The sequence below is a fragment of the Myxococcales bacterium genome (assembly GCA_016716835.1).
Classification (GTDB): Bacteria; Myxococcota_A; Polyangia; order Haliangiales; family Haliangiaceae; genus JADJUW01.
The window spans coordinates 136392-162868 of sequence record JADJUW010000002.1; the positions used below are offsets into that span (position 1 = coordinate 136392).

Annotated in this window: 13 protein-coding genes; 9 read left to right on the forward strand and 4 right to left on the reverse strand. The window is 64.3% G+C overall.

The genetic code is table 11. The annotated features are described in order from the left end of the window. Positions 1 to 94 precede the first annotated feature (94 nt). The 6 genes from IPL79_15470 (at position 95) to IPL79_15495 (ending at position 18403) form a co-directional block, all read left to right on the forward strand. The gene (locus tag IPL79_15470; protein MBK9072379.1) at positions 95 to 2512 is read left to right on the forward strand and encodes a CHASE2 domain-containing protein; all 2418 of its coding nucleotides are present in this window, start codon (positions 95 to 97) and stop codon (positions 2510 to 2512) included. Between the two features lie 81 nt (positions 2513 to 2593). After that, complete coding sequence (locus tag IPL79_15475) at positions 2594 to 5626, forward strand: poly-gamma-glutamate biosynthesis protein PgsC/CapC (protein MBK9072380.1); 3033 nt, start codon at positions 2594 to 2596, stop codon at positions 5624 to 5626. Beyond that, positions 5616 to 8171, forward strand: a complete 2556-nt coding sequence (locus IPL79_15480; GenBank protein MBK9072381.1) for a hypothetical protein — start codon at positions 5616 to 5618, stop codon at positions 8169 to 8171. Before IPL79_15475 ends, IPL79_15480 begins: the two co-directional genes overlap by 11 nt. A 1-nt stretch (position 8172) precedes the next feature. Continuing rightward, the gene (locus tag IPL79_15485; GenBank protein ID MBK9072382.1) at positions 8173 to 9180 is read left to right on the forward strand and encodes a hypothetical protein; all 1008 of its coding nucleotides are present in this window, start codon (positions 8173 to 8175) and stop codon (positions 9178 to 9180) included. A 5-nt stretch (positions 9181 to 9185) separates the two neighbouring features. Next, positions 9186 to 13856 carry a hypothetical protein gene (locus IPL79_15490; protein MBK9072383.1) on the forward strand — a complete coding sequence of 1557 codons (4671 nt, stop codon included), beginning with the start codon at positions 9186 to 9188 and terminating at the stop codon, positions 13854 to 13856. Then, positions 13835 to 18403: a hypothetical protein gene (locus IPL79_15495; GenBank protein ID MBK9072384.1), complete on the forward strand. Its 4569-nt coding sequence runs from the start codon at positions 13835 to 13837 to the stop codon at positions 18401 to 18403. Before IPL79_15490 ends, IPL79_15495 begins: the two co-directional genes overlap by 22 nt. A gap of 278 nt (positions 18404 to 18681) precedes the next feature. Here the strand turns inward: IPL79_15495 and IPL79_15500 are convergent, their stop codons facing one another. Next, on the reverse strand, positions 18682 to 18960 hold the full coding sequence (locus tag IPL79_15500; GenBank protein ID MBK9072385.1) for a type II toxin-antitoxin system RelE/ParE family toxin: 279 nt from the start codon (positions 18958 to 18960) through the stop codon (positions 18682 to 18684). Beyond that, positions 18957 to 19190, reverse strand: a complete 234-nt coding sequence (locus IPL79_15505; protein MBK9072386.1) for a ribbon-helix-helix protein, CopG family — start codon at positions 19188 to 19190, stop codon at positions 18957 to 18959. The genes IPL79_15500 and IPL79_15505 overlap by 4 nt, the downstream gene beginning before the upstream one ends. A gap of 645 nt (positions 19191 to 19835) precedes the next feature. Between IPL79_15505 and IPL79_15510 the strand changes: the two genes are divergently transcribed. Continuing rightward, complete coding sequence (locus IPL79_15510) at positions 19836 to 21095, forward strand: hypothetical protein (protein MBK9072387.1); 1260 nt, start codon at positions 19836 to 19838, stop codon at positions 21093 to 21095. A 209-nt stretch (positions 21096 to 21304) separates the two neighbouring features. Here IPL79_15510 and IPL79_15515 read toward each other — a convergent pair whose 3' ends face one another. Further along, positions 21305 to 21619, reverse strand: coding sequence for a hypothetical protein (locus IPL79_15515; protein ID MBK9072388.1), 315 nt, complete (start codon positions 21617 to 21619; stop codon positions 21305 to 21307). A gap of 219 nt (positions 21620 to 21838) precedes the next feature. After that, a complete protein-coding gene (locus IPL79_15520; protein ID MBK9072389.1) occupies positions 21839 to 22930 on the reverse strand; it encodes a transposase in 1092 nt (363 codons plus the stop codon). Positions 22931 to 23525: 595 nt separating this feature from the next. Between IPL79_15520 and IPL79_15525 the strand changes: the two genes are divergently transcribed. After that, complete coding sequence (locus IPL79_15525) at positions 23526 to 23882, forward strand: hypothetical protein (GenBank protein MBK9072390.1); 357 nt, start codon at positions 23526 to 23528, stop codon at positions 23880 to 23882. A gap of 204 nt (positions 23883 to 24086) precedes the next feature. Next, positions 24087 to 26465 carry a CapA family protein gene (locus IPL79_15530; GenBank protein ID MBK9072391.1) on the forward strand — a complete coding sequence of 793 codons (2379 nt, stop codon included), beginning with the start codon at positions 24087 to 24089 and terminating at the stop codon, positions 26463 to 26465. Positions 26466 to 26477: the final 12 nt, after the last annotated feature.

Sequence of the window (26477 nt, forward strand, 5' to 3'; positions counted from 1 at the left end):
GGTTAGTGCGCGGGTGAGTTCCGTGGCTAGCGTTGCCGTCCCTGTCGGGGCGGCATTTTTGCGTCGTAACGGGCACATGTTATGATTATTTCTGGTGTTTTATTGGATTCTCCACAACCTGCGCGATCGCTCGCGCCGCACCGTGGTCGGCATTGCCGCCGGCTTGATGCTGTTGTGGATTGGCCTGTTACAAATTACCGGCCTCAGCGAGGCGATCGACCGCAACGCCCGGCGCCTGATGTACGAAGTTCGCGGCCCTCGTTCGCAGGCCGCGCGCGTCATCTTCGTCGCCATTGATGAGCGCACCGTAGATACGTGGGGCATGCCGCCGTGGGAGCTAAGCAAGCTTGACGTCACCTTGGCCAAGATTCTCGCGGGCGGGCCCAAGCAGATCGCGGTGATGGAACCCGGCCCGCGCATGCTGCCCGGCGAGTTTTCCGCCGAGGTGGCGCAGGCCATCGCGCGCGGCGATATTTTAATGCCGCCGCCAAATCCTGAATTCGGCCAACCCGGCCTTTCGATGAGCTCGCGCGGCGTAGTCGAAAACGTCGCGCTTGGCAGCGAGGCGCATCTGGGAGGCCGCACCGTGACGCATGGCCTCCTCGCCAAGCTCGGCTACGAAACGGCAGCTGCATCGCTGCCGGTGAACTTCATCGGGCGCCAAGCAGAATTGGCGACCCTGCCCGCTGAGCTCGTACGCCGCGGCGAAGTGCCGGCCGCGACCTTTGCCGGCCGCGTCGTGGTGATCGGCATGCGCGGCGAACGCTTTGTGTCGTCGGTGCCAACGCCGGTCGGAGCGCTATCGCCGGCCGAGATCCATGCGCACCTGATCCACGCGGTGCTCGAGCGCTCGGTGTGGCGGGCGACGCCAGGGTGGTTGTTGGCGCTCTTGTGCGCGGCGTTGGCGCTGCTGGGCTATGCGGCGCTGCCGCGGCTGCGCACGCTGGTGCTGGTCGGCAACGCCGCGGTATGGGCGGTGGCATATGTCGCGGTGGCCTATATCGGCTTTGCCTATTACACGGTGCTGTTGCCGCTGGGCCTGCCGCTGGGCACGTTGGCGTTTGCGGCGATCGGCGGCACGCTGCTCGAGCGGCATCGCGCCGAGGCGCAGCTCGCGCGCCTGGTGGCCGCGGCCATCGAGCATCGCAGCGGCGAGCGCGTGTGGGCCGTCGATGAGTTGCTCGAGCGATTTTACGCCACCAGCCGCATGTATCTCACGTTCAAGTCGAGTCACGTCACCATGCTCGCCGCGGGTAAGTGGCATGTCGAGTTGCGAGGCTTGGGGCCCTCGACGCTGGAAGAGGTGATCGAACAGCGCCGCGATATTCGCCGCGAGCCATATGCCTCGGCGTATGCGACGCGCCGCGCGACGTGGTCGAGTCGGCCGTTCGTCGATCCCGCGCTGGGCCAAAAGACGCTGCTGATCCCGCTGCTCGCGTTTCATCGCCTGCTCGGGTTTTGGCTCATTCACATCGACAAAACGGTCGAATTAAGCGACGCCGATCGGCGCATGGCACAGCTCTTGGCCGGTCAGCTCGCGCTGGCGCTCGAGCAGGGGCGCATCGAGCAGAATCTGCGCGAGGCGCGGCAGGTCGATGCCTCGTCTGATGGTTATATGCCTGGCGCGGTGGCGATGTTGCAGCACCACTCGGTCGCGGTGTTTGCGCAACGCGCACAGCAAGACCGCCTGGTTGAGCATCTACCCACCGGGCTCCTAACCGCTAGCCTGTGGGGCGACGTCGCCTCAGTGAATGTCGTGATGCGGCGGCTGCTTACCATGGCCGGCATCGAGCGGCCTGAGGGCATGGCGCTTGGCGCGATCTTGGTTAAGCTGCTCAACGTCACCGACGAGGCCGCGCGCGTGATCTTGCGCGATATTATGGCGCAGGGTGGGTTTGTCCGCATGGCCGCGACGATGCAGCACGCCACCGGCCCGGCCACTACAATTGAATTTACCTTGAGCAAGGTCGAGGGCGGCGAGCAAGAGGCGGGCGGCGTGTACGTGCTATCGGCCGCCGAACGCCGCGATGAGGCGCTAAGCGGCGCGCAATGGCAGTGGTCAAGCGGTGGCGACGTGGCGCCAAGGCACATGGTCGATGTGCTGCGCGTGATGCAAGATGTGCTGCGCGATTGGACCGGCCAGGGTGGTGGCAAAATGGCGCTCGACGTCACCGCGGCCATCGCCCCCGTGCTCGGCAAGGGCGACAAGCTGCGCACGGCGTTGCAGCACTTGGTGGCGGAGGTAGGCCGGGCCTCCCCCGGCGGCGCTGCGCGCGTGCAGGTCTCCGAGCAAGGGACGGAAATCGTGTTGCGTTTTGAGGGGCCGCAGATGTTGCTGCCCGCCTCAGACATCTCTGAAATCCGCGGCGGCGGCCCGGTGTCCGAGCATCTGCGACCATTGCGCGAGGCGCGTGAGGCGGTGGAGGCCTGTGAGGGCAGCCTGCGCGTCGAGAGCAACATCGAGGATGGCACCGTCGTCGAGGTGCATTTGAATAAGCGCCCCACGGAGTAGCCGCGCCGCCGCGGCACAACCCGCGATTGGCGGTGCGCCACAGCGTCGTAGGGCCCGTTTTGTGCGATCATGCGGCGGTCGATGTTACCTGCCGCGCAGAACCTCATTTCGGTGCTGCCAATCTTTCCCGAGCGCGGGTTAGATCAGTCGATTCTCATCGCCGTTTTGATCGGCGTTTACGTGCTCCTATTCTTCACCGAGGTCTTTGGCTGGGTTTGGGCCGGGTTGGTGGTGCCGGGCTACCTGGCCTCGGTGTTTGTCGTCCAGCCTGCCGCCGGCATCGCCGTGGTCGTCGAGGGCGTCATCACGTTTGTGATCGTGCGCTTCCTCAGCGATCGCATGGCGTCATTTGGCGTGTGGAGCCCGCTGATTGGGCGTGAACGCTTTTTCGTCGTCGTGTTAGTGAGCGTCGTAGTGCGGCAGGTAAGCGAGCTGTGGCTGCTCGAATTTGGCCTGACGCATCTAGATGGGTTGCTCGGCACGCACCTCGCTTCGTCGCACGATTTTTCCTCGGTGGGGCTGGTGCTGGTGCCGCTCCTCGCCAACATGTTTTGGAAGCTCGACGTCAAGCGCGGCCTATTTCAGACCGGCGTCGCGGTGCTCATTGTTTACGCGCTGCTGCGCCTGCTCATCTTGCCGGGCACGAACCTGTCGTTCGCCAACCTCGAGCTGACCTACGAAAACGTCGCCCTCGACTTTCTCGGCAGTCCCAAGGCCTACATCATCATGGTCACGGGGTCGTATCTGGCCGCGCAATACAACCTCGACTACGGATGGGACTACAACGGGATCTTGGTGCCCTCGCTCTTGGCGCTCACGTGGTTCGAACCGAGCACGCTGATAACGACCATCGTCGAGGCCATGGTCTTGCTCTACGTCACCAAGGCGGTGCTCACGCTGCCGTTATTTAAGAACATGAATCTCGAAGGGCCGCGCAAGGTGACCGTGGTGTTCACGGTGGGGTTCGTCCTCAAATTTATCTTGGCCTGGGTGGTGTGGCTGTGGCTGCCGGACGTTGAGGTGTCCCAGCTCTTTGGCTTTGGCTACGTGCTGACCAGCCTGCTCGCGGTCAAGATGCTCAATCTCAAAAAAGTCGGGCGCGTCATGTTGCCGGCGGTGCAGGTGTCGTTGGTCTCATTCGTGGCCGGCAGCGCGGTTGGCTTTGTGCTCGATCTCGTCGCGCCCAAGGTGGCACCGCGCGCCCAGCCGCAACATGGCGTGGCGTCGAGCAGGGCGCTTACGCACCCCCAAGCCGCGCTGGCCTGGTCGGCGGTGCGTGCCGTACGCGAGTTGCCAAGGCCAATGCGCCAAGGCCGATCCGCGAGCGAGTTGTCGAGCTACGCCAAGCTGTGGCAGGGCGTCGATGCCTGGCTGGAGGGCGAGGGCGACGCGGGGCTGGTGAATGAACGCGCCGAGGCGGTGGGGCTGGTGCTTAGGCCAATGGCGGGTGCGAACGGGCCCGCATGGTTCTTGTTCGATCCGGAGGAAGACCTCACGCGCGTCAGCGGCTGGGACTCGGCGATGATCTTTCCGGACGCGAGCGGGCCGGTGCTCGAAGTCCCGCGGCCGCGTCACGATGAATGGTCGGTGCCGCTTGCGTGGGCGCTTTGCGCGCGCGTGCAGTGTCGCGCCATCTTGGTCAGCGGCGTCGATGGCGACGATGCGAGCTCGGCGGCGGCCTCGACGGCGCATCCGCGCGCCACCTTGCTGGTGGCGCATCGCGAGCTGCGGCGTCAGAGCATCGTGCAGGTGCGGCAGCGCCAGGGCGACCCGATCCTGCATCTGCGTCATTCGATTCCCGCGCGCGTCTCGCTAGGTGACTTGTGGCCTACCCCCGTTGAATTGTCGTGGACCGAACCGCCGATGCCGATCTTGCAATGGCAAGAGGACGCCGAGTTTGCCGTGCTGCGCGTGCCCGTCCACGAAGCGATCGCCCTCATCGCGCACAGCGCCCCAGCCTTGCCGACCTCGATGACGTCGGTGCGCGACTGGTTTGTGGCGTGGGAGGGGCAGCATCAGCTGTGGCAGCTCTCGGCGTCCGAGCTTCGCATCCTCGAAAAAATGATCGTCGAGCCGATCATGCTCGGCGCGCAGCCCGCGGCGGTCGCGGCGTTGGCGGAGGCGCTCGGATATCGGCTGCAATGGCTCTATGACCAAGGGCCGGGCGATCTGGTGCTAGGGTTGCGCGGTCATTTCGCCGCCGCGGTGATTCGCCCCGGCGGTCAGCCGATTGTGCTCGAGGTGCCGCGCGGGTTTGTCGAGCAGGGCGCAGCGTCGACGGCCTTCATGCTGTGGCGTCAAGGGTCAGGGCGCGCGCTGGTCTTTGCCCGATCCGTGCGCGATCTGCCGTGGCATGCCGACGTCGCCACTGGCGTGTTTTCGGAATTTCAGGCCATGCATCAGGCGCTGGACCGCACCTTACCTGCGGGCAGTAATGCGGTGATAGCGGCCATGCGCGGCGTGCCCCAGGCGTTTGAGGCCGCCGAAAGCGGCATGTCGTATGTTGGCCTCGGCACGCCGACCATCACCAATACCTCGGTGCCCGCGGCGGCATCGTGGTGGCTTACGACGCAGGTGTCGCCGCTGCTCGGCCGGTTGGCGTATGCGTCATCGGATGCCGATTCGCGCGACCTACTCGGCGTCGGCTCGCCGCAGCTCGCGTTCTCGCGCGCGCTGCCGCGCGTGGCGGTGATGCAGATCTGGCTCTCAAACGAGCTGCGGCAGGCAATGCGCAACGATGAGCCGGCGACCTGGCAGCTCATTGCGGCGCGGGCGGGCATGCCGTGGCGGCGGGTGTCTATGTATTTTGATACGCCGCGCCATGCCCTGGCGCTGGCGCCGTCGGCGATCGATCCGGCGGTGACCGCGGCAGTGGCTAGCTATCAACAGTCGGCCGATATCGCCAGCCTTTCGCGCATGCTGGCGGCTACCAAGCGGCGCGGCGCCACCTTGGCGTGGGACGTCGCCGATGCGGTGCCATGGCTCGTGGTGCCCGAGCGCGGCACGATGCGCTGGTATCCGCTCATGGGCGCGCGCACCTGTCCGCAGTCGACGCCGGCGAGGTTACTCGTGGCGCAGCGTTGCGCCTTTGAGGTGGGTCGTCATGGGCCGTAAGCAAGGTCGCTATACGCCACATGTCGCTTTCCTGGTCTTTCTGATCGGGGTTGGACTGTTGTGGAAATTCACCATGTACGTGCTGCAGGCGCCGCCCAGCGCGCAGAGCGAGAAGCTTCGCCGCTCGCAAAAAATGATTTCGTATCGCGTTGATCAGACGCGTGGCGCGCGATTCCGCTTGTCGCAAACCGACAACACAGTGCGCTTGATTACGCATGCCATCTTGCCCAAGCAGGCGGCAGCGCCTTCGATCACGACGCCGGATGAGCTGGTGGTCTACGGTGTGCGGCTGATCGCCAAGATCGGCGACCGGGTGCTGTGGCAACACGATATCTGGTCGACGTCGCGCCAGACCAAGCAGCCGCTGCCTGGCGGCGTCATGGGCGAAGGCGCCTTTGTTTCCGACGATTCGATCGAACTCACCGACGGCCGATTCACCACGGTGGCCCTGCCTACCATGCCCCAAGACGCCGAGCTGTGGATCTACAGCACCGTGGAGACGCCCGTGCTGGTGCGTATTTTGGAGCGGCGCGAGCGCTCGACGACGCAGGTCAAGCGCTCGGAGCAGCTCATGGACGACGCCATCGGCACCGAGCTGACGGCCGGCCGGTTTCTAGGCACGTGGTCGATGCTCGACATCGATGAGCGCGAAGAATTGCTGCAGTATCGATGGAACAAGCTGTCTGCGATTGGCGAGCGCAACCTCGATTATGTCGCGATTTCGCACTATGTCATGGAGCTGCCCGCGCTGGCGCAGGATGCACAAACCGTGTGGCCGGTGACCGATCGCCAGTGGGTGTCGATGAATGCGTATGGGCCATGTCGGCTGACGGTTTCGATCGAGCCCGCGCATGGCGTGCCCCTGGCGTCAGGCGAATTGTTGGTGCGCACCGTCGGCGAACAATTTATCTCGGCCTGGCAGACGTACGAAGGGCCGCTGGAGCTGCCGCCCACGTTTCATTCGGTATGGTTGCGCGCGGCAAGGCCGGGGCGAGTGCTGCCGCTGACGCTGGCGGGTTGCGATGACGAGGCGCGCGGCGGCGTGACCATTCGCAAGGGGGGCGCGCACTACGTCGATGACGCGACGGCGGTCTCGTTTGCGACCGGCGAGGCCGAGGCCGATCGCACGTTGCGGCTTGATGTGCGGCGCTTGCTGGCGCCAGGCGAAATGGCCGAGCCGGTGCCGTTTGTGCTCGACGTCGTGTTTCGCGACGGCGCGGGCAACTTGCTCGGGCGCGACGAGCTGGCCGTGGTTTCGTCGCCGCAATTTTTCGATCGCGCGGTGCCGCCGCCTCCGCTTGGCGGTGGCAAGGCGCCGCCGGCGGTCGAGGTGTCAGAGCCGGTATCGATGCGCGTCGTCGCACCGGTGGGTGCGGCCTCGCTCGAGGTCGCGGGCAGCACGCCCTTGCTGGTGCGCGCCTACCGTTATACGGGCGAGCCGTCGGCCATGGTGAGCACATTTGAACTCACCGCCACCAACGTAAAGTGGCGTGGCGCGCCGCTTTCAACGCGCGCGTGGCTGACCGTCGGGCCACAGCTGGTAAGGACCAACCAAGCCGCGGCGCCGCCGGCGCGGCAAGCCTATACCTTGCACACCGCGATGCGCCTGCAACCCGTCGGCATGACCGATCCGTTTAGCGACGAGGTCACCTCGGTGCTGGTGCCACCGACGCCGCTCTATTCGTTGCGGCCAGATCAAGGGGCGGTCAGCTTCGCGACGCTCGAACAAATCGCGCCGTCCGCCACGTGGGCCAGCGAGACGCGTGCGACGCCAGGCGTTGCCGTCGATCAAGAGCTCGAGACGGAGGTGCCGCTCGATCGAGCGGTCGTCGCGATATGGCCAATCGAGACCGCGCAAGCCCCGACGCTGCGCTGCCATGTTGCGAGCGTGCCAGCGCTGATCAAGGTATCGATTGACGGCACGTGGTACGAAAAGAATCAGACCGTGCCGCGCGAGACGTGGGAGCTGATGGCGTCAGCCAGCGGCGACGTGACGATGCAACTCGCCGCGCCCGCCGAGGCTAGATGCTATATCAATCGTCGCGTGCGCGACGGTGGCCTGCGCGTCTACCGACGCCGCGCGCTCTACCGTTGGGAGCCAGGCGAAACGTATACGACCACCGTTCGCCACGACGGCGCGACCTCGATTTATGCGGTCGTGTATGCCGAGCGCGCCGACGCGGGAATCCAAGCCGCGACGTTTGAGCTCGCGTTGCGCGGGGGCGCGCGCAATCGCTTGGTCGGCAAGTTGGTGGCGAGCCTTACGACGCTCGCTAAGACCTTGGAGCTACCGCCCTTGGCCGCGAGGGGCGATGTGATTTGGCTCGACCGCAGCGGGCCCGCGCCAACCGTCGGCGCCGCGGTGCGCTACGGCCTTGGCCCTGATATTCGTGGAGGTGTGCATACGGTGACTTGGCGGTACCAAGGGACAAAGCCTGTGATGGTACGCTTTGTTTCATCCGTGCCGATGCAGGTCGTCGCCGCGCCTAGCGTGCGACGCCTTGAGTTGCTTGGATCCGAGCCACAGCCAGAGGAAGGGCCATAACGTGCGCAATCGTGTGTATCTCGCCATCATGCTTTCCCCGCTCGTGGTGAGCAACGTCGCCTGTCGCAATGGTGGCAGCTCGTCGCCTCCGTCGACGGCGACGCCGCCCGATTCGCCGCGCACCACGCCGGCGCCGGCGCCCGAGACCATCGCGGTGGATGCGCTCGGCGAGCGGCTGTGGCCTGGGCCCGACGTCGGCGATTACGCGCCCATGGCCGCCAGTGAGAAGCGCGAGTTAGCGGCTGCGGCGTGGCACTTGTGGCGTTGCGCGGCGCCTGCGTCTGCGGCCACGGCGCTCGCACCCACCGCCGCTGAGCTTGCGCCCGCGCGCTATGTCGTGACGGGCACAGGTCAGCCGGTGGCCCTTGACGGCCTGGTCGGCGTGGCGCCCGGCGCACGTGGTCGCGGGGTGTATCTCGCGCGATGCGATAGCGCGATGCCGCGCATCTTGTTGCAGGCCCCACATCCGTACTTCGATCAACTCACCGAGCAGATCGCGCTGCGGTGGCTCGTCGAGGCGTCCGCGCCTGAGGCGCCACGCGCGCTCTTTGCGGGCAGCGTGCATCGCTATTGGAGCGCCGATGGCACGCGCCCAGTGCGTGAGGACAGCCCCGCCGATGTCAGCCATAACGAGGCCCACGAAATGACGGTCGCTACCGCCGCCATCGCGGCGCTCCAGCCGGGCCTCATCGTGGTGCAAGTCCATGGCTTTGGCACCGAACCAAGCGAGCTGGACATGGTGATTAGCAGCGGCTCGAGCACGCCTTCGGCTAAAGTCGTCGCGCTCGCCGCGGCGCTGCGCGTTTACGGTTATCGCGTTGGCGTCTATCCGCTCGACACGCCGCTGCTCGGGGCGACCTCCAACGCCCAGCGACGCGCGGTGGCGCCGCATGGCGCGGCATTTGTTCATCTCGAGCTCGCGCGCGGCGTCCGCCAAGCGCTCGCGATCGATGCGGGCGCACGCGCCTTGGTGTGGCAGGCCATCGTGGCCGCGGTATCCACAAACTAGGACCCATGAGACCTCGCGCGCCCACCAACCTCGTAGCGCTCGTGATGATCTTGCTTATTGGCGACGTCGCCGCGCGCACGCCAACGATCGGCGCCTCGCCGCTTTTGCCACAGCCCACGTATTATCGGTGGGAGCCATTGGTTCGCGAAGACGCCGCCTTGCTGCGCGGCGCGGCCACCGCCGACACCTCGTGGTATTGGCTGCCCGCCGCAACCTTCGTGCGCCTGCGTACGAAGGTGCCAATTGACAAGTTGGTGGTGACGCGCGCCGAAGAGGGGCCGGGTGGGCTCGTCACGCAGCGCTTGACCTTGGTGCCCATCGAAGGCGGCGCCGGCATCTGGCACACCAGCGGCGTTGGCGCACACCTAGGCATCGCTGCGCCTGGGTACCCGGGCGTGGCAGTTGCGGTCGAACGGCCCATTCGGCGCTTGCCTGAGCTGGCGACGACGCAGCTGCGGCTCGCGCTATGGGCGTGGTTGTTTCGCGGCCAGCCTCCCTCGCGCCCGCTCAGCGACGTCGATGAACTTCACGTCTACGAAGGCCTGGCCACGTGGGCGTGGCAGACCAGCGCGCAGGCAGATGTGGCAGCTCAGCGCCCGGTCGTCGCCGCGGCCATTTGGCATTTCTTTAGCGGGCGCGCCGCTGGCGCGGCCTATTCGTCGGTTGAGTTTGAGCGCCAGGAATTGTTGTCGGCGACGACGACGTTGGCGCTAGAGCCCACGCTGCCACCCGAGGCCTGTCATGCCACCAGCGACGGCGTGGTCGCGCTGCGCGTGCGCGGGCCGACGTGGTTGCATATCACCGCGCGGCAGGCGCGCGCGACGTGGAGGCCATGGCTGCTACGTGCTTCGACCTCGGACCCGGCAACCGCCGCAAGCGTGCTTCGCGCTGAAACGTCGGGGAGCGCGAGCGCACAAGTTAGCGCGCAGCTCGACGATGAGGCCGACGTCAATCCGCTGGCGGTGCCTTCCCGCGCGCTGCAACTGGCGTTTTGGCTGCCGGCCGGTGAGTCCTCGTTGACCTTGCGGGCCTCATCGGCAGCGTGCTTCACCGCCACCGCGCTGGTGATGCGTACGGCTTGGTTTACGCGCGCGTTGCGTCAGGTGCCGGTTGCGCGCGTGGCATCGCACGTGCTTGCGGCAAGCGCCGACGCGACCCAGCTCGCGCTAGGCTCGATCAGCGAAGCGATGGCCGCGGGTGCGCGGCTGCTGCCCGACGACGATCCTCGCCGCGCCGCGATGTGGCGCGCGCTCGACGTCTTGCTTGGCGAGACCACGGACGTCGCGCAACACGCGGTCATCGGCATGGCCATGCTCATTGTCGAGCAATCCGCGACGCTTGAGACGCACGAGGTTGAACGTTTGTTGGCAGTGACGGCGTCGAGTTCGTGGGCGCCGCTCGTCAAGCGCGCGGCGAGCAAGCGGCTAGCGGAGCAAGCCGGTGTTCACCAGGTCTTAGCGACGCTTGGCGATGGAGGCGAGCTTGCCTCGGCGTCGGGGCTGCCGCAAGAGCACGTGCTTTGGATGGCGCTTGCTAGCGCGCTTGAGGCGCCCGCCGATCCGCAGGCGCGCGAGGGCATGATCGCCGCTTGGCGCAACGGGCGTTGGTATGGCGTGCCCGAGCAGGAAATGCCGCCGATGCTCGCGGCGCCGCGCGTGACGGTCTTGAGCGATCCGGCATCGCCGACGTCGTCGTCTCGATCATGGTTTCGCCTCGACCCAAATCGCCCGCAAGTGTTGACCGCGGCGCTTGATGCGGCGGCGCCAAGGCGCAGCCAAGACGATGCGGCGATGTTGCGTTGGCGCGTCGTCTTTCGCACGGCGCGCGCCACGATCTCTCTACGGATTGGCGAACAGGCCCATGAATTAGCAGCGCAGGGCGGGGTGGCCGTCGGCGAATGGCTGCTGCCCGTGGGAACGCACAGCGTTTCATGGCAAGGCGACCCCGGTGATACTGCCTATGGTTCGCTGCCTATTGCGAGCGACGCCGCGCCGGTTGGCATCACGGCGCAACAGTTTATCCGTCTGCGTTGTGACGAAACCTGGACCCTGACGGCGCCCTCGCTGCCATTTTTGCGTGTCAGCGCGACCGCGTTGGGCGATGTGCTACCACAAGTCACCATCGCACCCGATCGCGGCGCTTCAACTGAGCTGCGGTTTGCCCCGTCACGGCTTACCAGCGTAACGCCGCAAGGGCTGAGCGTCGCGCGACCGATGGCGGCGACGATCGCGTTGCCAACGGAGGCGCGGCGCCTCACCCTCTCGTGTCACGGCGCCCAAGAGGCGTGGCTGTCGGTGCAAGCGCGTGCCGACGCGGCCGCGCACTTGCACGACGAATTGGCGATGCAACTCGCCGCGCTCCGCCTGCCGGAGCCGACGCCCGAGGCGCTGCGAACGGTCACCGCGCAATTGCGCGAGGGGCGCACGGCGCTCGATTTGGCCAGGCGCGCGTTTCTGTGGTGGGTCTTGGGCCACGGCGAGCTCGCGCAATTCGATGGTACCTCGGCGCGCGGCATCGCTACCTTGGCCGAGCAACGCGATATCTACGCCATGCTGGCGCAGATGGCGGTCGAACCCAATGTGGTTTACACACCGATCGAACACCGCGCGTGGGCGGCCAGCGTGCGACGTTTGTCGCTGCCCGCGGGCCTTCCACCTGCATGCGCGGAGCCAGAATTTGGCGGCGAGCATCGGCGGTGCATGGGGGAGATGCTGGCGAGCCATCGCCGCGAGCCATCGTTGCCGAGCGCGCTTGCCGCCGCCCGCGCGTATGTTGCGCTCGCCAGGTTGGAGGCTGCTACCGCCGAAGAGAGTTTGGCCATGTACGCGCTGACGTCGGCAGCCTTAGCCGACGGCTTTCACCCTTCGCTGGTATGGGCGCGTGCGCTGAGCGCGCGCGGCACCATGAGCCGACTCGTCACCGCGGTTGACGCCAGCGACGGCTCGTTGTCGGTGGCGCAGCTCGGTGAGCCACCCGATTTGGCGACACCAGTTGGCGCCAAGATCGTCGCGCTCGACGCGCCGTGGGATTATCGCCAGGGCTTGATCGCGCTTGACCACGCGGCGGGGGCTTCGCTGAAACTGCTCGGCGGCCGGGTCGTGCGCGTTGGCTATTGGTGTCAGCCGCTGGTCGAACGCCGCGGCGAGGCACCAACGTGCGACGTAACGCGCCGCCTAAATCAACGGCCACCCGAAGCGTTTACGGTGCCGCCGCGCGTCGTGCACTGGCAGGACGTCGCCTTGCCGGATGGCACCAACGCGCTGGCGTTTGATATGTTGGCGCCCGGCCGCGATCGCATGCTCGGCATCGTCGTCTTCGATGGCAAGCAGCCGATCGTCGGCGAAACGCGGCAGAAGGCGTTTCGAGTCTCGCCGCAGCAGCCGGTCGTCTTGCGCATCGCGGGCCCAACCGTCGTGACGGTTGAGCGCGCGCAGGCCACGGGGCTCGGCGAGCCCGCCGCGCCAACCCAGCCCTCGACGTTGGCGATTTCGCTCGGCGAGACGCGGCAGACTCTCGAAGCAAGCGTGGCTAGCGTTGAAATCCCCGTGCTCGCCGAGGCCGAAGTTACGCTACAGATCACGGCCGCGGCGCCCGCAAACGTGCTGCTTCGCGTGCGCACGGCAACTCGCAGCGTGCGCGTCGCGCCCTTCGAATTGCCAGCGGCACGCCAAGATGAACGCGTGATCATGTCGCTGCCTCGACCAGTGGTGCCGCAGGCGGTGCCGTCGCCGCGACCGCCACTGCTGCCCACGCTGACGACGCGCCTGCGCGCGGGCCTTGAGCGCGAAGACGATGTCGATGTGGCGAGCAGCGCCTCGGTGATCGATTGGCGCACGGGCGCGCGCCTACGTGTCGATCGACCGCAGGCCCAAGCGTGGCTAGCCATAGATGGGTTTGCACGCACCTATGATCAACTGCCGCTATCGCTCGGCCTTGATGCCGCCGTCGAAGCGAGATGGGTCCGCGGCCTTGGCGTGCGCCTGAGCGGTCGCTATGCGTGGGCGATTACCGGCGAGCCTGAGGCTGGCCGCGCCGCCGAGCGTGCGCACGTCGCCCGCCTCGGCGCCGAGGCCTATGGGCTCTTGACTGGTCGTCGTTGGCTCGTCCGGCCATCACTGCTCTATCGCACCAACCTCGCCGGCGACGGCGCCTCGACCAACGCCGATCCGACGCTGTGGAATAACTACTTCGCGGATCTGCCGACGTGGTACGAAGGCGCCGCCTTGCTGCAATGGGCGCCCTCGCTCGACAGCCGGCTCGCCATTACGCCGCGGGCGCGGCTTGCCAGCGACGGGCATCTCGAGTCGCTCTCGTCGCGCCTCCGCGTCACGGCGCTGATGGCGCAACGACCGTGGGGCGGCGTGTACTTCGCCGGCGCCTGGCACCCGACCTATTGGCAGCGCCATACCGATATCGCGCTGCGGCGTCAGAATCCGTTCTTTGCCCACGAAACCTCGCTTGGCTTCGACTTTTTGCGGCAGTGGCAGCACCGTTGGTGGTTCAAGCTCGGCCTGCGGGGCTCGCTGCAATATGTCAAGGGGGCGCGCAATGCGGCGGGATGGGTGCAATTTGAGTTCACCCGCAGCAGGCGGCGTTCGCTTGATGATATGCTGCCAAGCGAACAAGAATTTGATCAACTCACGAGTGGCCGATCATGGGCGGACGAAACCTATTAAATAAATTTCGTTCGTGGCGCCGCCGACGTTTTTTCGAGCGCCAGTATGCGCGCTCGCCGCGGCTGCAGCCGCACTGGCCCGTCATCGTGCAGATGCTGGTCGACAACGTGCCGCCGATGCAAAAGCGGCTGCGGCGCGACTATCTCGAGCTGATCGCGGATGGCATCGTCGCGCTCGATCCAATGGCGGAGCCGTATCTCGCCGGTGCCGGTGCCGATACCGCGGCCACGGCTGCGGCTCCCGGTGCCAAGCCGGCGCCGGCGGCGCCACGCGGCGACGAGCACGCCATCGCTGGGCTTGGGCTGCTGTGTCTGCGCTCGCTTGAGTACCTCGAGCGCCTCGACATGCAAGAGGTACAGACGATTCGCGCGTTTACGGCATTTGGCAAGTACTACTCGCAGATCACTGATCCCGAGCAGCAGCGCCGCGTCATCGAAAGCTATCTCCGCGAGACCGTGAGCGATCAGACGCAGCTGCGCGGCGACCTCGAGGCGTTAGATCGATTTTTTGGCTTCGATACGCTGCGCGAGCGCAATGCCTATGCGCAGATGGATCTCACCATCCAGGTTGAGTTGCTGCTGTGGTTCTTGGCGAGCGCGCTTGGGACTTGTGGGGCCGCCGTCGCCGGGATGAACGACGGCATTGCCATCGCAACCGCGTTGGCGGGACGGCTCGCGGAGGCCTCGCGCTGGCAGGTGCGTCACGCGGCCGGTAGCGCCTTGGTCGCGCTCATTCGCGCCCATCGCATCGAATATCCGCAGGCGTTGATGGCCGGGCTCCTGCAAGTCATCGAAAACGATGAGGAGCACCCCTGGGTCTTGGCCACCGCGGTGCAGGCCATGCTCCTCCTCGACGCCGCGCGCGGCATCGCGCTCATCGAACACCGGCTCATCGACGATCGCCGCGACGGCAACGATTTGGTGTTTCGCAAGCTGGCGGTCGACATGGCGACCAACGTGCTCGATCAGGTCGCCCTCAACGCCTTGCTGGCGCGACTCATCGCCAATGGCGAACCTAGTGAGTACGTGCGCCAAACGTTCGTGCGCGCCACGGTGGCCCTAACCGCGGAAGACGCGGTGGCGCAACTAAGCAAGCTCGCGGGGCAAACCGACGTCGCCGAGCCTAGCTACCGCGTGCGTGCTGCGGCCTATATTGCCGCGCGCGAGCGCGCCGTGAATCCCGCGACCTCACCGGCGCTCCTCGCCGAGATCAGCCGCTTGTTAATCGCGGCACTTGCCAGCGAAAAAAATACTTTCGCGCTAGTGGTCGCGTGTGAAGAGCTGGCAAAGCTCGCCGAGAACGTCGTCGCCGTGGCCACCCTGTCCGGCGATGAGATTGCGGCGCTCGTGGCACAGTGGCAGGCCGCCCTCGCCGCCGTGGTGGAGCATCCGGGGAGTCCGCCGAGGGTGACCGAGGTCGCCGCCGCGATGATGGAGCTCATCGAATCGGCGACGGATACGGTGCGCCGTCGCGTGCGGGACATCATTGGCGGGCAGTTGCAGGCGACCAAGCCGTACGGTGCGAGCAGCCTCGCGGCCCGCGGCGAGCAAGCGTTGGCGCCACAAGACGAGGCCCACATTGGCCGCGTGCTCGCCGAGTTGGCGCGTAGCGATTGGGGCATTTCCGCGCAGCGCCGCGGCACGCGCTGGCGGTTTTGGCGTGGCGATCAATTCGCCCGTCGCTTGTGGCGCATCGTTCACGAGCTGCGCCATCCGCTGCCGAACAAGCGCCAAGCCTTCGCCCACACGGTGGGGCGGCGCTATCCCGGTTCGCTGCGCGCGCACCCGGGCCTGCTCGACGAGGCCACCGCAACGACCGTGCCTGGTGAGCGCACCAACGTCGACGCGGAAGGCTCGTGGGGCCGTCATCTGCCGCTGGTCGACGACATCCTCGACGTGCCGCTTTTAAGCGGCGCGCCAGCCACGGTCGTCTCAAGCCTGGGCACCGCCGTTATCACGCCGCCGGCGAAGTTCTGGGATCGGGTGCGCAATCGCTACCGTATCTCGATGCGCTATCGCAACTTGGCCGCCGCGCGCATGGCGGCGTTGCGTGCCACCGAAGATCGCGAGCGCCATCGCTACGTTGAGATGTTTGCCAGAGATTACGGCGTGCGCATTGAGTTTACGCCGCACAGTCACGGCGCGGTGGCGCCCTATCCCCAGCGGGTGCGCGCGCTTTTTCAAGGCGAAGTGGTTGCCGAAGAGGGAGGCGTCGCACTCACGCCCCCGCCCGCCGCGGCGGCAGGGTTGGCGCTGGCACCGTGGGATACCGTGACCAATTGGCTCTCGGCCAATCAGTACTACTTCACCTCGGCCAAAGAAAACAGCCAGGCGGCGCTAGCCATCTTCGTCGCCGGCATGACATCCCTATTTTTTATTCGCAGCTTTCAAAAGCGCCGCATCATTCATAATTCGCGCTTTGCCATGCCGCTTACGATTGGCGGCTGGGGCACCCGCGGCAAGAGCGGCACCGAGCGCCTCAAGGCGGGCTTCCTCGACGGGCTTGGCTTTGACGTCTTCGTCAAGACCACGGGCTGTGAGGCGATGTTTATCCATAGCGCGCCGATGCAGCAGCCGGTCGAGATCTTTATTTATCGGCCATATGACAAGGCCACCATCTGGGAGCAGATGAATCAGATCCGGCTCGCGAGTCGCCTCAAGGGCGACGTGTTTTTGTGGGAGTGCATGGCGCTCAACCCCAAGTACGTGCAGTTGCTGCAGCACGACTGGATGCGCGACGACCTGGTCACGCTGACCAACAGCTATCCCGATCACGAGGATATCCAAGGGCCCGCCGGCTACAATGTCGCGCAGGTTATCTCGGAATTTATTCCGTTCAACTCCACGCTGATCACCAGCGAGACCAGCTATCTGCCGCTGTTTCAAGAGAAATGTGAGGCGCGCAACACGCCCATGCACATCATCGGCGAGCGCGATGCCGAATTTATTGCGGATGACTTCCTCGACCTGTTTCCCTATCGCGAGCATCCGCGCAATATCGCGCTGGTGACGAAGTGCGCCATCGAGCTCGGCGTCGACCCCGACCTGGCGCAATACACCATGGCCAAGTGCGTCGTGCCCGATCTGGGCGTGCTCAAGGCCTATCCCAAGGTCAAGGTGCGTGCGCGGCTGCTGACGTTTGTCTGCGGAAACTCGGCCAACGAGCGCACGGGCTTTATCAATAATTGGCGGCGCATGAAGCTCGACGCCATGAATTGGGAGACCGAGCCGCAAAAGCTTGTCATCACTGTGGTCAACAATCGCGCTGACCGCATCTCGCGCTCGGAGGTGTTTGCGCGCATCTTGGTGCGCGATGTCGCCTTTGATCGCCACGTGCTCATTGGCACCAACCTCAAAGGGTTGCGCGGCTTTATGGACGACGCGCTGACCGATTATCTAAAAGAACAGCACCTCGTCAACGACGACGAAATTGATGGCGGCGACAAGGCCCGCACGCTTGCGCTGAGCCGCGCGGCGCGCGAGCTCGAACAGCTGCGCATTCCGCGGCCGGAGCTGCGGTTCATTTTGCAACGCCTTGGCATCTATGCCCAGGCGTGCGGCCAGGCGCTGGCGCCGGATAACGCGGCGCTCGCCGACGCTATCGCGCCATGGCTGGCCGCCGACGCCAAGGGCACGGTGCAGATCGCCGACCTTATTACCGAGGTGACCGCCGATGCCAAGCTCACCGCCGCCGTCGAAGGCGCCTTGAGGCCGATGGCCGCAGATGATCCAGGCGCGTACGCGCCGGAGTTCCCCGAAACGCTTGAGGCGCCTAGCCTTGCCGACGTGCTCGGCGCGTTTCGCTTTGAGCTCGCCCGCATGGCGATGCGCGCGCGGCTCGAGGCGCGCCTCGCCGCCTTATTTGCACCCGGCGGCGGCAGCGGCCTGGCGGCGTTTCGCGGCGATTTTGCGCTGGCCTATAAACAGATGTTTCTCTTGCAGGTCGATACGATCGAAGATGCCGGCGCTACGGGCGATCAGATCATCGACCGCTGCGCGCGCTGCATCCCGCCGGGCAGCGACGTCATTCTCATGGGCACGCAAAACATCAAGGGCACCGGCCTCGACTTCGTCTATCGCTGGCTCGCCATGGACAAGGTCGTGACCTGCCTGAGCGAGCAAAAGAGCGCGCGACGTGAGAAACGCATGGCCGCCCTCGCCGAACTCGAGGCGTTCGAAGATCACGGCCTGGTCGACACCGGGCACTTGCTGGGCCTGCTCGCCGCGCCACCGCTGCACACCCCCGACGAGGACGAACTCGCGGCGAGGCAGCGCATTGTCGCCAAAGTCACGCAAGTCTATGACCGCCGTCGCAAGGCGTTGCTTGAGGTCAAGAAGGCCGACTGGGTGGATCGGGCCGCCGCCTGGGGCGAGGGCTGGCTTGACTACATTGACAGCGTTCATCGCACCAACGCCTCGCGCCGCATCACCGACGACTTGGTGAACCGCCGAATTACGCATGGCCGCGCCTCGCTCGAGATGCGCAAGCTGGTCGGCCGCATCAAGGGTGGTTGGCTCGCTAAGGCGATCCGCAAGCCACGTAAATAGCGCTATCATAACGCTTGCGATTTTGGCGCGCGTCGCGCCTATGGCGACTAAGAACTGCAAAACCTCTACGGCGCCCAACTGGGGATGGTCGAATTTTGCATGGGGATAGGAAATTTCAGGCGGTAACTGGCGTGGGTGACAGGTGACGAGCAGGACTGGGAGGGACCAGAATGCCGGATCACGGGTGAATTAGAGCCTTCAGATCACTGAGATTGATCCCCCTATCCTCAACCTTGGACCACATGGACTTCGTAAACGTATTCATCGCCGGATTCGACTTATGGAGGCCATTTGCGGGCCGAATGTAGGACGGCGAGTATCTCTAGATCAGCAGCGTTGACGCGGTACACAATCACGAATGGAGTAGCGCCTACGACCAACTCGCGAGTGCCTTTGACGCGCCCAGTTCTTCCCGACTCTGGAAATTGTCTGAGCTGCGTTAAATGTGCCATGACTTGCTGAACGACGCTTGCAGCGGCGGTGTCGTTTCTTGACGAAATAAACTCATATGCGTTTTCGAGATCGGCAAGGGCGAGGCGCGTCCATTTGACGGTCAACCCCATTTCTTAAGCGCCTTGGCTACTTCCTTGGCAGATGCAAACTCGCCTCGATCGGCTTGAGCCATTGACGCAATAATATGTTTACGTTGCCATCTGGTGATCTCCAAGTAGGCTTCGATGGCCTCCGTAATGATGAAAGAGCGGTCCCGCTTGGACACTTTGGCCAAATGGTCGAGCTCGTCGATTTGGTCGCTTTCGATGCGCAGTGAGATTCCTTGCTTGGCCATGCAAACCTCCTCTGTATTTCATTGTATTCCAGTGAAATACGCCAGTCAATCGAGATCTTCGTCTGGTGGAGGCTGTCAATCTCAGTGATTTGAAGGCTTTAAATCCCCCTAGATGGGGATAGGAAATTTCAGGCCGAAATGGCGGTGGGTGACAAGAGCCGCACAGGGCTGGCTGAGTTGCAACGTGCCGGATCGCGGGGGATTTTAAGCCTTCAGAGCACTGATATTGACGGCATCTTGATCGATCAACACCGTTAACAACTCGCCCATTTGACGCGACGACAACAGGTGGCTGCCTTCATTGAACAAGGCGACCTTTGAAAGGTCCACAAGTCTCAGTGATCTGAAGGCTCTAAATCCCCCCTGGATCCAGAACATAGCAACCCACCCGGTCTCCTCGGCCCCCGCCATCTACCGCCATTTCGGCCTGAAATTTCCGATCGTCCTTGCGAGAGCCGCATTGCCGTGGGCGCACTTGGTATTATGTCGTTGGCGTCAGCCGATGCCGCGAACACATGACGCTCGGTAGGTACCAGGCCGCAACTTCTGTGGCATCAATCACGTCTCGCATATAGTCCCGCAGCCATTCTCCGTGGCGGCACAAAACAATTGACCATTTCGCGACATTTGTGACACACAGAGCTCATGCCTTTGCGTCGTGGCAATAACCCTGCTTTGTTCAAGATCGATAGCCGTGTCTGGCTCGCCGGCATTTGTTCGGCGTTGCTAGCCAGTGGCTGCGACAATGGAGGCAATTCCGATATCCCCCCGAGCCCTGATCTCATGCTAGGGCTCAACGACGTCTCCGTGTTGTTTCCGATGCCACCCACGGCAACGGATTTGAATGTGCTCCGGCTTAGCGACCAAGGCGTCGGCGGCCCGTTGTTGCCACAGGCGTGGTTCGATGAGATTTCAGTATTCGCCGACGAGCCGCAGCAAAACCAAACGTATGCAAGCTGGGCCATCGTCGGTATGCGGCTAGATCCCTGTTTTCCAGATTTGAAATTGTTGGCCACCGACCCGGCGCGGTGTCGTAGGCAAGTGCGCCTTATCGCGCAACCGATCGCAGAAGATCTCGGTGCACCGGGGGGGACGGTCGGTGCCGCGGGTGGTGAGATCGAGCCCGCCGTCGCCATCGATAGTGCCATTCATCTCCTCTACGATCTCAACGAAACAGAGTTTGCACATTTCCTCGTCGCTTGGAAGACGCTCCTTGCGACGACCTCCCCTTCGCTAGGGGCGCCGTTACAAGTGAATCCCGTCATTGCCAGCCAAGGATTGGCCGGCCCATTTGCCCGAGGTGTAAGGCAGCTGGTATTGGCGTCCGTGGGCAAGAGCAGGCTAGGACAGGTAACCTTCATGGAAGGCAGAGGCGTTGAATGGGAATTTGGCGGCATCCGCATCATAAACGGGGAACGCCAATTGCTCGCGATTGCGGGGCTAGCCGACGAAGCCGCCGCGACACAGCAGTTTGACCAGCCACCTGAAAGCGGATTTTTGATTTCTCCGGTCTCGAGCGCGAGCGGCGGGCTGATGGCGTTGGCAGGTGACGTCGTAGACAACAGCTTTGTCTTAACGGCGCCGCCCACGGAAATTGACGATGCCTTGCAGCTGGCGCTCGAGATCGACAATCCGGCGACGTCATTCCACGCAGATTCGCTAGATTGTGCATCATGCCACGTGGCGGGCCGCGCGCGTCGACGTGCCGAAGACTTAGGGTATTCGACCGCGGGGTTTGCGCGCTATACCCATCCATCGTTTGATCTGACGCAGACCACCAACGAATCGCTGGCGCGCGACGTAACGATCCTGAGGGCATTTGGTTTTGCTGCGCGAAGTCCCATCGTGAACGATCGCGTCATTCATGAGTCGGCCGCCGTCGCGGATGCCTTAAACAACATGTAGTCGCCGCTGCGCCCGCGACGAACGCTTCGTAGATCGGTAGGCTTGCGTTGATCGCAATTGCCTGTGCTAAGGCGCTAGATACGGGCGTGCGCAATATCATTGATCTGAGGGCTTTAAATCACCCGTGATCCGGCTGCTTGAACCCGGACGCCCTGCACAGGGCCTGCTGTCACCGCATTTTCGCCTAGAATTTCCTATCCCACAGAAGGCTAAAACGTAACTTCGAATGAGACCGAATTAGTTTCGTAGTTCATCTCTTCGATTTGCTTTTCGTCGTTGATCGAAATTTGCAACGTGTAGGTGCCAGGCGGCACGTCGGTGATGTCGACCCATTGGCACGGCAGGCCGGCGCCATAGACATCTTCCCAGCCGCGCGAAATGCCTTGGTTGCCGCAGTGATAGCCAAAGCCAGGAATCGACGAGCCGGCGATGGGCTTGATATCCATGAGGCAGAACGCCTGCTTGTGGCCGCTGGCGACGATGCCGCCGTCCCCGACGACCTTGTAGTCGGCGTAGCCCGTCATGTGGGGGGATAGGAAATTTCAGGCCGAAATGGCGGTGGGTGAGAAGAGCCGCAGAGGGCTGGCTGAGTTGCAACGTGCCGGATCGCGGGGGATTTTAAGCCTTCAGAGCACTGATATTGCTGGAAAATTGGGGAGTCTTGACGGCAGCGGACGCGGTCCGGCATAGCGGCCAGGGAGCGAACTGGCTGCGGCGGTTAAAACGTCGGTCAAGGAAACTGGCTACGGTGATGCCCATGCCCAACCGGGTGCTGGCGGCAGAGCGCGGGCTGCCGATGTGGCGGGCGCCGTGTCGCTTAGCCCTAGGTGACTGAGAATCTTGGCGATGACGTCGGGGTCGATGATCTCGGCAATGACGCGGACCTTGCCGGCACAGCCAGGGCGCTGGCAGCGCGTGAGGTCATCGGCAAAGACGCGGGCAAGGAGCTGAGCCCAGCGGTAGCGGGCCGGGGCGGTGTTGCGTGCGGTCTGCGGCTGGGTCGGCTCGATACGCGGCGCGTCAGCAGCTTGCGCTGCAAGCGTGGCTATTTCACCGCGAAACGCATGCCGCGGCGCAAACACGCCAAAGAAGCGCAGCATGTGGACGCGCGGAGGCGGCATGAGCGCGGCGAGCCGGCGCAAGAAGGCCACGGGTTCCAAGACCACATGGGTTTGGCCGGTGTGGCCCCGGCGGCGCAGTTCATAGGCGACCTTGCCGCTAGGCGTTTGGGTAAGGCGCGACGAAGCGAGAGGTGGCCGGGCTCCATATCGAAGCAAGCGCTCAAGGCGGTCGCGCTTGTTCGTAGGTAACGCCTGGCTAATGTGTAGCGAGACGCCGCCAACGTACGCGGCATCCGGCTGCTGGCGAGCCGGCGGTCGTTTCACGTCGGCGCTGTCACCCTCATGACCGGCATCAAACGCAAGTTGACGCGGCATGGCCTCCGCAAGCGAGGCGGTGAGTGCGGCTTGCTCATCGTCGGCGTCAGCGCCCGCGGCTTGCACGGCAAGTGGCCCGCGTTGCAGTGCGCGCTCGAAGAGCCGATGCACGCGGATGGCCATGCGATGCGCAAGATGTTCCAGGTCCCCATGCGAAGGCGGTGGAATTGGTATCTGCGCGAGCCTGTCGCCATCGGCACGCACAAACACCACGTCCGGCACGATGGCATGAATATGCGGGTGCAAATTGAGTGATGATCCAAAGCGCTGCACAAATGCAATGGCGCCTGGCTGCGGCGACGTCACGCTCATGCGACGAGCGACGCGGCGTTGATAATTGAACACCTCTTGCATCAGCGCGGTGAGGACAGCGGAGAGCATGGCGGGCTGCGACGCCATGGCAAGACGAAACCGATGGGCGCTTGCTGGCTTTGCGCCGTAGCTGCGTTAGGCGCCTCGCTCGGAATCGGTCATGGACCACTCGTCCACTCCCTCATCCTCGGAGCCGCCTGCCTTGCTACGACGCAAACCAGCTTCGCGCCAGCGGCTAAACACGGGTTGTGCAACCCGGACCGTGCAGCGGCTACGAAGATACGCGCGAAATGTTTTCGCGATGTGGCGCGGGTAGCCATAAGGGAAGCGCTCGTCCGCATCTCGCAGCAAGGCGGGTAAATACTCGTTGACTACGGCGTGGAGCACCGTGGTTGCTGGGTTGCGGCGTTGATAGCGCAGGGTACGTGCCGCAGACACTGCGAGCTACCCATCGCAGCTGGCGTGCCATGATGTGCACGCAACAACGGGGCGGCATTCGGCATGTCAGCACAGGCCAGCCATGGCCAAGTGGGACGTGGCGCGGACAATCTGGCCGCGTACCGCACGCGATCTAAGACACGCGATGCGATTGCTTAGTATGCCCACAGGCACGTCTCTTCATCGTCTGCCCCGCGGTCCATGACGTGTAGAAATCCGGACCCTGGTTGGAGTTTCGCTCGCCGTGCTCGAGGCCTTTAAAGATCATGGCCTGGTCAATACCGGCCACTTGCTGGGCCTGCTCGCTGCGCCACCGCTGCACACCCCTGACGATGACGAGTTGGCGGCGAGGCAGCGCATTGTCGCCAAAGTCACGCAAGTCTATGACCGCCGTCGCAAGGCGTTGCTTGAGGTCAAGAAGGCCGACTGGGTGGATCGGGCCGCCGCCTGGGGCGAGGGCTGGCTTGACTACATTGACAGCGTTCATCGCACCAACGCCTCGCGACGCATCACCGACGATCTCGTCAACCGCCGCATTACGCATGGCCGGGCCTCGCTAGTGAGTGTCCCAGATGTTATGAGCCAGGCTGCGCCGGGATGACGTCGGAGGCCAAGGCGCGAGGAGTGGAGTTTGGTGGTTCCAAACGACCGACGAGCAACGCAGGCAGCGGGCGTCACGCCTAGCAGGGTGGCTCATGTTATCTGGGACACGGCACTTAGAGATGCGCAAGCTCGTGGGCCGCATCAAGGGTGGTTGGCTCGCTAAGGCGATCCGCAAGCCACGTAAATAGCGCTATCATTAGGTATGCGATTTTTTCGCGCGGCGATCGGCCTGGGCTTTGGCCTCGCCTTGGCAACAGCTTGTCAGGGCGCGCCCACCCGCGAGATTTCGTTGGTCGTCGAGGTCGTCGATGAAAACGGCGTGCCGCAAACCGTGGCGCTCGATGACGGCGCGCGCACCGTGATCACCAACGAACACGGCAAGGCCTCGCTGGCCGTGGCCCAGCCGACGGTCATCGTTGCCAGCGGCGAGGGCGTGCTGGCTGAACCGTTCGTGGTCGGGTGGGGCGATGACGGCACCACGTTGCGGGTACAGGTGTGGAGCAATCTCAGCGGCACTAGATGGTCGCTCCATGCCACCGGCGATGTCATGTTTGGTCGCCGCTACAATTTTCCGCCCGAAGGCGAGCCTCTCATTCCCACGTCGGACATCGCCGGCGGCTCGCTCGATGTCATCGCCGCCATCCGGCGCATGTATGTCGCCGCCTCGGTGCGCGCGACCAATCTCGAGACCGTCGTCTCTAACCTGCCCGCGGGTAACATCTATCCCGGCAAGCGCTTCATCTTAAATAGCCTCCCCGAGACCCTGGCGGCGCTTGCCGCGCTTGAGGTCGACGCGGTGTCTTTAGCAAACAACCACGCGCGCGACTACCTCGACGAGGGCGTGCTCGAGACCGTGCAGCACTTAGACGCCGCGGGCTTGCCGTGGTTTGGCGGCAGCTACGACGCCTCCCTGGGCGACGCTCCGCTCTATGTTGAAACGGCCGGCATCACCATCGGCTTTCTCGCGTGGACAACTGTCGACGGCGATTTCGTCAACGACAGCTATCCGACCGATAAGGCCGAGACCCCGACGAATCTAGATCCAGACGAGGCCTGGCAGTATGATGCAAGATCGTGGGGTTACGCCGGCAAGACGTTTACGGCCGCCACCGCGCCGCGGCGCATCGGCAGCGCGTGGCGGCTCTTTCGCGATGCCGAAGCGACGATGAGCGAGGTCGACGTCGCCGCGTCATGGGCGTCGCTGATGGCGGTGTATCCCGAGTTGCAAGATTGGGTGGCACGGCGAGGCCACGGTGGCGCCACCGGCTGGTCCGACGCGCGGCTGCAAAAAATTACCGAAACCAAGGCGGTGGCCGACGTTGTCGTGGCGCAGTTTCACGCTGGCTTTCAATTTCAGCCGGCGCCCTCGAGCGCGGTGCGTCGCAATGCCCACGCCGCAATCGACGCCGGCGCCGACATCGTGATCTGCCACCATCCACACGTGCTGCAAGGCGCCGAGTGGTACAAGGACAAGCTAATTATTTATAGCCTTGGCAATTTCATCTTCGACCAGGATTTCTTGTCGACGTATTCATCGGGCATCCTGCGCACGGTGTGGGACGGCGGCGAGCTGTTGCAGGCGCGCTTTTTACCGTCGGAGATCGTTGGCTACAAGCCGCGGCCGGTGTCGGATTTGGCGGCGCGCACGACCATTCGTCGCCTCGCGGAAATGAGCTTAATGTCCGCCGAATCGGAACGCGGCGATGACGGTGGCATTCGCGTTTGGCGGGCGGACCCGCTGCCAGGTACCGCGCAGGCGAGCCTAGAATTCGTGCGCAATTCGGCAATCATCGGCAAGTCGCTACCGACGCCAACGACGAGGCAGGTGAGCCTTAACCCCGGCACGACCGTGGCGCTGCCGCGGCAAGGCCTGCGCCTGGCGCGCCTTTTGGCCGCCAACGTCGATGTCGGGCGCGAGCTCTTTCACTGGGGCCATTTCGAGGACGAGTTTGCCGACGCGCTCGAGACATGGGGTGCGCATTGGGCACTCACCGCGGGCCGTAAGTTCGTCGAGCTAAATGGCGAGGCGGTGGCGGGTTTTGGCTATTTGCGCCTGTATCGCAATTCGCGCAGCAGCGCGGTGGTGACGGCGCGGCCGGTGGCGCGGGTGCCCTTGTACCAACATCGCCTCTACGAAAATTCCAATGACCAGGCCGTGCCGCTCGATCCGGACGCGACCTACACCATGCGCGCGGTGGCACGTCGATCCGGCAGCGGGGAGCCGGCGTTTCGCCTCGACCTCTATCTCTTCGACGATACCAACCCAACCGAGGATCCGACGTCGGAAGCCATTGGCCAGCGCACCCTGGAGGTTGACATTCCGGGCGATGGCGAGTGGCACCAGGTAGAGGTGGAGGTGCCGCCCAGCACGTTTGTCGCAGGCAACAAATATGCAAATATGGTCATGCTCTATGTAACGCTTGGCGTGCCGGACATAGGCGAGAGCCGGTTTGACATCGACGAGATGACCTTGGTCGAGTGGCGTCCAGCCGACGCCATGCCGGCGCTGTATGGGGTGTATGACTACGTGCGCAATCGCGGCGGCACCAAGGTTGAAGTAGACATTAGCGAGTTACCGTGAGGCCATGGGCGC

Bases quoted from the DNA above. Each gene is read 5' to 3' on its own strand.
- IPL79_15515 (MBK9072388.1), bottom strand. From the start codon at position 21,619: ATGACGGGCTACGCCGACTACAAGGTCGTCGGGGACGGCGGCATCGTC.
- IPL79_15510 (MBK9072387.1), top strand. From the start codon at position 19,836: ATGCCTTTGCGTCGTGGCAATAACCCTGCTTTGTTCAAGATCGATAGC.
- IPL79_15490 (MBK9072383.1), top strand. From the start codon at position 9,186: ATGAGACCTCGCGCGCCCACCAACCTCGTAGCGCTCGTGATGATCTTG.
- IPL79_15505 (MBK9072386.1), bottom strand. From the start codon at position 19,190: ATGGCCAAGCAAGGAATCTCACTGCGCATCGAAAGCGACCAAATCGAC.
- IPL79_15495 (MBK9072384.1), top strand. From the start codon at position 13,835: ATGGGCGGACGAAACCTATTAAATAAATTTCGTTCGTGGCGCCGCCGA.
- IPL79_15475 (MBK9072380.1), top strand. From the start codon at position 2,594: ATGTTACCTGCCGCGCAGAACCTCATTTCGGTGCTGCCAATCTTTCCC.
- IPL79_15530 (MBK9072391.1), top strand. From the start codon at position 24,087: ATGCGATTTTTTCGCGCGGCGATCGGCCTGGGCTTTGGCCTCGCCTTG.
- IPL79_15480 (MBK9072381.1), top strand. From the start codon at position 5,616: ATGGGCCGTAAGCAAGGTCGCTATACGCCACATGTCGCTTTCCTGGTC.
- IPL79_15520 (MBK9072389.1), bottom strand. From the start codon at position 22,930: ATGGCGTCGCAGCCCGCCATGCTCTCCGCTGTCCTCACCGCGCTGATG.